The organism is Corallococcus sp. AB018, assembly GCF_003986945.1.
GTDB classification, from domain to species: Bacteria; Myxococcota; Myxococcia; order Myxococcales; family Myxococcaceae; genus Corallococcus; species Corallococcus exiguus.
In genome coordinates, this window is the sequence record NZ_RAWR01000125.1 from 23,188 (window position 1) to 30,482 (window position 7,295).

The 7,295-nt window shown below is 69.1% G+C and carries 6 protein-coding genes; 2 read left to right on the forward strand and 4 right to left on the reverse strand.

The window, feature by feature from the left end:
* Positions 1 to 60: 60 nt before the first annotated feature.
* A complete protein-coding gene (locus D7Y11_RS25030) occupies positions 61 to 1,827 on the forward strand; it encodes a HEAT repeat domain-containing protein (protein WP_126934960.1) in 1,767 nt (588 codons plus the stop codon).
* Positions 1,828 to 1,831: 4 nt separating this feature from the next.
* Positions 1,832 to 3,142, forward strand: coding sequence for an HD-GYP domain-containing protein (locus D7Y11_RS25035; RefSeq protein WP_120580124.1), 1,311 nt, complete (start codon positions 1,832 to 1,834; stop codon positions 3,140 to 3,142).
* Here D7Y11_RS25035 and D7Y11_RS25040 read toward each other — a convergent pair.
* From D7Y11_RS25040 to D7Y11_RS25055, 4 genes are all read right to left on the reverse strand, one after another.
* On the reverse strand, positions 3,123 to 4,148 hold the full coding sequence (locus D7Y11_RS25040; RefSeq protein WP_126934961.1) for an RluA family pseudouridine synthase: 1,026 nt from the start codon (positions 4,146 to 4,148) through the stop codon (positions 3,123 to 3,125). The genes D7Y11_RS25035 and D7Y11_RS25040 overlap by 20 nt on opposite strands.
* An 11-nt stretch (positions 4,149 to 4,159) precedes the next feature.
* On the reverse strand, positions 4,160 to 4,423 hold the full coding sequence (locus D7Y11_RS25045; protein ID WP_120580122.1) for a hypothetical protein: 264 nt from the start codon (positions 4,421 to 4,423) through the stop codon (positions 4,160 to 4,162).
* Between the two features lie 77 nt (positions 4,424 to 4,500).
* Positions 4,501 to 6,276, reverse strand: a complete 1,776-nt coding sequence (locus tag D7Y11_RS25050) for a helix-turn-helix domain-containing protein (RefSeq protein ID WP_126934962.1) — start codon at positions 6,274 to 6,276, stop codon at positions 4,501 to 4,503.
* Positions 6,273 to 7,268 carry a P-loop NTPase gene (locus tag D7Y11_RS25055; protein ID WP_120580128.1) on the reverse strand — a complete coding sequence of 332 codons (996 nt, stop codon included), beginning with the start codon at positions 7,266 to 7,268 and terminating at the stop codon, positions 6,273 to 6,275. Before D7Y11_RS25055 ends, D7Y11_RS25050 begins: the two co-directional genes overlap by 4 nt.
* Positions 7,269 to 7,295: the final 27 nt, after the last annotated feature.

A 7,295-nucleotide genomic window follows, 5' to 3' on the forward strand; every position in this document is an offset into this window, starting at 1 on the left:
AGTACACTCCAGGCTCCCCCCACCGGGGCCTTCCACCCCCTCCGGATTCTTCCAGGATTCATGGCACAGCCCCAGAAAGTCACGGACGCGACCGCGGAGCCGGAGCAGTCACCGGAGGTCCGCGAGAAGGTGGAGCTGGCGAAGACGTTCGCGTTCCACCTGCTCAAGGGCATCAAGCAGATTGGCATGTACCGCCACAACGAGGCGCGCTTCCCGGAGTTCCTCTCCAAGGCGCTGGAGGCCATCTCCACGTACACGGAGAAGTTCGGACCGCTCTCGCTGAAGGTGGAGCAGCAGAACTTCATGCTGCATGGCGAGCCGCTCTTCTCCGAGGAGTCGCCGCTCCCCTACAAGTTCTTCCGCGACGGCATCCGCCAGCTCATCTTCCGGCCGGGGCTGCCGCTGGAGGAGCTGGTCACCCTCACGCTCATCGCGCTGTCGGAGCCGGAGCGCGGCGCGGACGACGTGCTGGCGCAGCTGTGGCGCGCGGGCATGCAGCAGGTGGAGTACGTGGTGGTGGAGGGCTTCTCCATGGAGGGCGCCTCCGAGGACGAGGTCCAGGTGGAGGTGGACAAGGTGGTGGGCTACCTCTACTCCCGCCTCCAGACGAACTCGGATGACTTCCTGCGCTTCGCGCGCGTGTCCGCGGAGGACCTGGACGCGAAGCTGGACGGCGTGGAGCAGATCCGCGGCCTCGTCGTGGGCGGCCGGCACGCCTCCGACGAACTGAAGGCCCGCATCCAGCGCGACATCACCGAGGAGGAGAACGCGCGCCTCTTCCCCAAGCTGGTGGGCGCGGTGTTCCAGGTGGTGGAAGGCGGCGTGGATGACGCGGCGCTGCTGGAGGAGATCTTCCTGCAGCTCTTGGACATGCTGCTGCTCCAGGACGACTTCGCCACGGTGAACCAGATCGTCCTCAAGCTGCGCGCGCTCTCCCAGCGCGAAGGCGGCGAGGATCTGGGGCGCATGCTCAACAACTTCCTCCACAAGATGGGCGAGGAGCAGCGCCTCACGCGGCTGGGCGAGTCGCTGAAGACGACGCGCACGCGGCAGCCGCAGGACGTGACGCGCTACCTGCAGGCGCTGGGCGTGGACTCGGTGCTGCCGCTGCTCAGCGTGCTGGAGACGATTGAGCTGCCGGAGAACCGCCTGCTCATTGGCGACGTGCTGGCCACGTTCGCGCGCGACCTGCCGGAGCCCTTCGTCGCGCGCCTCTTGTCGGACCGGCCGCAGACGGTGCGCGACATGGTCTACATCCTGGAGAAGAGCAACCACCCGGAGCGGGTGAAGATGTTCGGCCAGGTGATGAAGAGCCCCAACCTGGTGGTGAAGCTGGAGGTCATGCAGATCATCGGGCGGGGCCGCACGGCGGAGGCCCGGCGCATCATCCTGGATGCGCTCACCGACGGCGTCGCGCAGGTGCGCATGCTGGCCGCGAAGCTGCTGCCGGAGTTCGACCGCGAGCGGGCCTTCACGGACCTGGTGCGGCAGGTGCGCGAGTCGAGCTGGGACAAGAAGACGTCTGACGAGAAGGCCGCCTTCTACGCGGCCATCGGGGCCACCAACCTGCCCGCCGCGCTGTCCATGATGCAGCAGTTGCTGACGGTGAAGCCGTCACTGCTGAACAAGCGGCGCGTGATGGAGGACAAGCTGCTGGCGATCATGGGCCTGGGCGGCGCGGGCTCCATCCAGTCCTACAAGATGTTGCAGGGCGTGTTGGAGGACAAGGCGCAGCCCTTGGACGTCCTCACCGCGGCCCGCAAGGCGATGTACCAGACGCGCAAGGCCCTGTTCGGGGACTCGGCGCTGCCGGAAGAGGCGAGCTGACACCATGGCCGACAATCTGAAGATCAATCAGACCCAGGACGAAAACCTGGGCGAGTACGGTCGAGAGCACAACGAGAAGCTCCAGAACCTGTCGCGCTCCATGCTCGCCGGCCTCTACATGCTGGTGCGCTCGGTGAAGATGTATGACCCGGAGAACGCCGTCTTCGAAAAGCCGCTCCACCAGCTCCAGGACATCATCAACCAGATCATCGGCAAGGAAGGCCGGCTGGAGCTGACGGGCGTCAAGGACTCGTACTACCTGAACGGCATGCTGGTGAAGGTGGACCTGAACTCCATCGAGAACCAGCGCTACCTGCTGTCGGAGATGCGCGCCAAGGACGTGGGCGGCATCACGCTGACCAAGCCCGTCACGGTGCAGGAGCTGAAGAACTTCGTCTGGATCTTCAGCAAGGAGCAGTCCACCGCCGCGGAGGAGGACGGCCTGCAGGGGCGCAAGCTCCTCAACATGCGCGTGGCGAAGTTCTCCAAGCTCAAGGAGAAGCTGAACAAGGACATGGACACGCCGGGCGACCAGAAGGTCGACCGCAAGAAGTACGCGATGACCGTGTACGCCCGCGCGGTGTTCTTCCTGCAGAAGTACCTGGAGTCCGTGCGCGCGGGGAAGCCCATCGGCTCGTCGCGGGCGCTGCGCCTGGTGCAGGACTTCGTGGACATCTCCTACGATCAGCGCACCCACTTCCTGGGCATGACGACGCAGAAGCGCGAGGAGGACTACCTCGTCTACCACCAGGTGAACGTGGCGCTGATGTGCATCGTGTTCGGCGCGGAGCTGGGCCTCACCAAGCCGCAGCTGCGCGACCTGGGCTACATCGCGCTCTTCCACGACGCGGGCATGACGACGCTGCCGGAGGAGCTGGCCACCAAGCGCGGCGCGCTCACCGCGGACGAGAAGACGACGGTGGCCCGCGCGCCGCTCATCAGCGTGCGCAACATCCTGATGGAGAAGGGCTTCAGCCGCTCCACGCTCCTGCGCGTGGTGACGACGTTCGAGCACAAGACGGACTACGGCACCGCCGTGCGGGACGCGCGCGGCAACATCCAGATGATCATCCCCAAGACGAACCTGGGGGTGTACGCGAAGATCATCGCCATCTGCGACGCGTACGACGCGCTCACCTCCCGCAGGCCCTACCGGGACGCGTACGGCCCGGAGGTGGCGCTGATGCTGATGTGGACGGAGATGCGCCAGAAGTTCGACCCGGAGCTGCTGTCCGTCTTCATGCGGGTGATGGCCATCCAGCCCATCAAGGTCCTCTCCCGCCGCCAGCAGCAGATCAGCGTTTCCGGCCTGTAGCCTTCTTCGCCGCCGGCTTCTTCGCCGCGGGCTTCGCCTTCGTGGGCGGGCCCGCGGGGACGCTCGCCTCGCGCAAGCGCGTGAGCGCCTTCTGGAAGTCCTCCGGGAGGGGGGCTTCAAGGTCCAGCGCCTTGTGGGTGCGCGGGTGTTCGAAGGCCAGGCGCCACGCGTGCAGCGCCTGGCGGCCCACCGCCTCCTGCGCGTCCGCCACCGCGCCCTTCGCCTTGCGGCCGGCGCCGTAGAGCGCGTCGCACAGGAGCGGGTGTCCGGCTTCCGCCAGGTGGACGCGGATCTGATGCGTGCGGCCGGTGAGCAGGTCCACCTCCACCAGCGCGGCGCCGTCGAAGGCCTCGCGCACGCGGAACAGGGTGATGGCGGTCTTGCCCTCCTTCACCTTGCCGGTGAACTTCTGCCGGTGGATGGGGTGGCGGCCGTAGAGCGTCTCGATGCGCCCTTCCGCGGGCGGCACGCCATGCACCAGGGCCAGGTACGTCTTCTGGACCTCGCGCGTCTTGAAGGCCTTCTGGAGCGCCACCAGCGCCTGCTCGTGCTTGGCGACGACGAGGCAGCCGGTGGTGTCCTTGTCCAGCCGGTGGACGATGCCGGGGCGCAGCTCGCCGCCCACGCCGGCCAGGTCCTTCACGCGGTGCAGCAGCGCGTTGACGAGCGTGCCGGACGCGTGGCCCGCGCCCGGGTGCACCACCATGCCGGCGGCCTTGTCCACGACGACGAGGTCGCGGTCCTCGTGCAGCACGGACACGGGCAGGGCTTCCGCCTGCGGGATGGCCGCGACGGGCGCGGGGATGTGGAGGGACAGCAGCTCCCCTCCGCGCAGACGCTGCGCGGCCTTGGCGGGCTTGCCGTCCGACAGCACGTGGCCGTCGGCGATGAGGCCCTGGAGGCGGGAGCGCGTGAGGTCCGGGAACGCGCGGGCCAGGTACGCATCCAGTCGCTCACCCCGGGCTTCGGGGAGGGCACGGTGCTCGCGCGTGTCGGGTGCGGCCACGGAGGAGGGCGCTACCAGATCTTCGACTTCACGTGCGCCTTGGAGCGCAACACGATGTCGTTGATGGCGCGCTCGAAGAAGTTCGCCTGGGTGCTGATCTCCACGCTCACGCGGCTCTTGTAGAGCGCGCGCCCCTCTTCCAGTTCCTCCTTGAGGACCTCGAAAAGGTTGTCCTGCTCGATGCCCTTGATGATCTTCTGCTCGTTGTAGAGCGAGATATCGGAGGCGATCGCGCGAGCGAGTCGCATCGCCTTGACCTTTTCCTCTTCCGTCATCGTGCCACTACTTAGGCACCCACCCCGTGCGAGTCAACTTTTCCCGTCGCATGGCAGGGGGCCCGGCCGACTCCCGGTCAACGGCCCGACTTGGCGGGTTTCTCGGAGAACAGCGCGAGGTAGCTCTTGGACACTCGCAGGGGGTCCAGACCCAGCTCGCGGGCGAGGTTCATGAGGATGCCGCGCAGGTACACGGTGGTGGGGAGCGCGGTGTAGCGGTCCGCCTCCACGTTCTCCAGGTGACGCACGGAGATGCGGGTGCGGTCGGCCAGCTGCTGGATGGAGAGGCCCCGGGCCTCGCGGACGCGGCGGAGCAGTTCGCCGTTGAACTCGGCGTCCGAGGGGATGTCCACGCCCCGGGGGCGGGCCTCGCGGACCTTGGCGGCCACCTGGGCCAGCGCGGACTCAGCGGTCGCGATGGCGGAATCCTGAGCCAGGACCTGGGCGTCCCCGAGCTTGCGGACCGTGGGGCCCTTCACCGTGGGGCCCTTCACGGTGCCCGGCCCCGTGGGGCCCTTCTGCGGCGAACGCGAGTCGCCAGGGCGAGACGACGTCAGGGGCCGAACGGCGGCGCGGGAGGCCCCGGTGGCGGGGATCCGGGCCAGCGCGGTCGTACTGGAGTCCAGGGTCGGAGTGCCCGGAGCGGGGTTCGGATCCGACTCGCCCTGGGTGGTCGTCACCGCGGCCGCGTCGGAGGCGGGCGCGAGGCTGGCGGCCACGGATCCGGCCTCCGGGGCCTGGGGCGCGGCGCTGGCTTCCGGCGCGGGCGTCGCGGCGCCAGCTTCAGGCACGTGAGTCGCGGCAACTGGCGCGGAGGGCGTGGCGCTCTCTTCCGGCGTGAGCGGCGCGGCGGGCGTGGCGCTGACCTCGGCCACGGGCGACACGGCCACGGGATGGGGGTCCGTCACGGGCTGGGGAGCCGGGACCCCTGTTGCCTCGGAGGCAACAGGCGCATCGAGGGCCTCCACGCGGTCTGGTGCGACCGCTGCGGAAGGCTCCGCGGCTTCCGGGGGCTCGACGGAGGAGCTCGCGGGCGCGGAAACGGATCCAGCCGGAGGCTCGGCTTCCGAAGGGGACGCGACCGCATTGGCAGGGGTCTCGGCCGGGGCAGGTGCCTCGTCCTTGGGTGCCGAGGCAGCCGGCGCGTTCTCGGCGATGGAGGACTTCGCGTCCACGGCGGGGGCCGGCGCTTCGATGACTCCCCTGCCCTGGCCGCGCAGCGGACTCGCGGGGACGTAGACGAACGACAGGCTCCGGGTGAACGAGGCACGGAAGGCCTCCACCACCGCCACGCCTCCCACCATCACCGGCTCGGAGGGCGCGCCTGGCGCGTCCATCCCCGAGGACTCCTGCCGCTTCGACTCCTCACCCCGCATCCGCTCCTCGCTCTTTCCAGGCGTCCCGCTCGCGCGAGCCGCCTCCCCTTCATCGTCGTTCACGGACGTAGCGGCCTTCAGTCGCGACTCCGCCTCCAGCCTTTCGGCATCCACCGCGCCCGCGGCCTTCGCCAGCGCCGCCGCAGCGGTGGCCAGGGCCTCCGCGACACGCGCGGCCGAGTCCACCGCGCCCGCGGCCTCCGCCGTCGCGGCGGCCTTCGCCAGCCGCTCCGTGGTCAGCCCGATGGAGCGGTCATACTCGACGCGCAGGTCCGCGTCGGTGAGCATCTCCATCGCTTCGTTCATCCGGTCACGCAGCGCTTCCACCTGATCCGGATCCCCCAGCGCGTACACCGCGATGGAATCCGGCGAATACAGCTCCATCAGGCGCTGGTGGGCCGCGCGGATGTCCGCGTCGCTCGCCGTGGGCGGCACCTCCAGGATCTCGTAGTAGGTCTGCTGCGCGAAGGGCTTCATGGGATGGCGGACTCGGGGGAAATGCCGTCGAGTGTCAGGATACGCGCGGCGATGCGCTGGAGTCCCTGGGATACGGGCGAATCGGGCCGCTCGAGGAGCACCGGCTTGCGCTTGCGCACCGCGCGCCACGCTTCATCGTCGTGGCGCAGGGCGCCCAGGTCATCCATGTCGATACCGAAGAACTTCTTCCACGCGGACACCATCGCGGCGCCCACCTTCTCGTCCGCGTCCGTGCGCGCCTGATTGACGACGAGCCGCACGTGGAACGCCGCCAGCTCCCGCTCCAGCCGCTCCGCGTCCGAAGGGGCCTTGCGCCGCACCTGCGCGACGATGTCGTGCAGCGTCCGCAGGGCGCCCTCACGGGTGGACAGCGCGCCCTCGACCATGTCCTGGATACCGTAGCGCGCCTCCGTCTGCTGGAGCTTGCGGAAGAAGGCCGCCTTGACGAAGCGGTACGCGTTCTCCACGGACGTGGGCTCCGGCAGCACGACGAGCAGGCCGTGGTCCGCGATGAGGAAGAAGTCGAGCGTGTTGAAGCTGGTGCCCGCGCCCAGGTCCAGGATGAGGTAGTCCGCCGTCGTCTGGGACAGCAGCGTGCGCAAGAGCTTCTGCTTCTGCGCGTACTTGAGGTTCGCCGCGTCCAGCGAGTCCTGCGCGCCGGCGATCAGCGACAGTCCCGGCACGCCGGTGGAGACCATCACCTCTTCGAGGTTGGCCTTCCCGCGCCGGAGGAAGTCCGACAGCGTGGACTCCGGAGGGCCCACGCCCAGGCACGTGTGCAGGTTGGCGCCGCCCAGGTCCGCGTCCACGAGCAGCACCTTCTGGCCTGCCTGCGCGAGCGCGACGCCCAGGTTCGCGGACACCATCGACTTGCCGATGCCGCCCTTGCCGCCGCCCACCGCGATGATCCGCCGCGCGCGGGAGCGCCGCGCGAGTCCCGCTGGACCCGAGGGCGATGCGTCATTGCCTGCACGCGGCGAAGTGCCAGCCAGGGGGGCGGGAGCGGATGGAGGCAAGGG

Excerpts from the sequence above, each read along its gene's own strand:
- D7Y11_RS25030 (WP_126934960.1), top strand. The coding sequence starts at position 61 with ATGGCACAGCCCCAGAAAGTCACGGACGCGACCGCGGAGCCGGAGCAG.
- D7Y11_RS25035 (WP_120580124.1), top strand. The coding sequence starts at position 1,832 with ATGGCCGACAATCTGAAGATCAATCAGACCCAGGACGAAAACCTGGGC.
- D7Y11_RS25045 (WP_120580122.1), bottom strand. The coding sequence starts at position 4,423 with ATGACGGAAGAGGAAAAGGTCAAGGCGATGCGACTCGCTCGCGCGATC.
- D7Y11_RS25050 (WP_126934962.1), bottom strand. The coding sequence starts at position 6,276 with ATGAAGCCCTTCGCGCAGCAGACCTACTACGAGATCCTGGAGGTGCCG.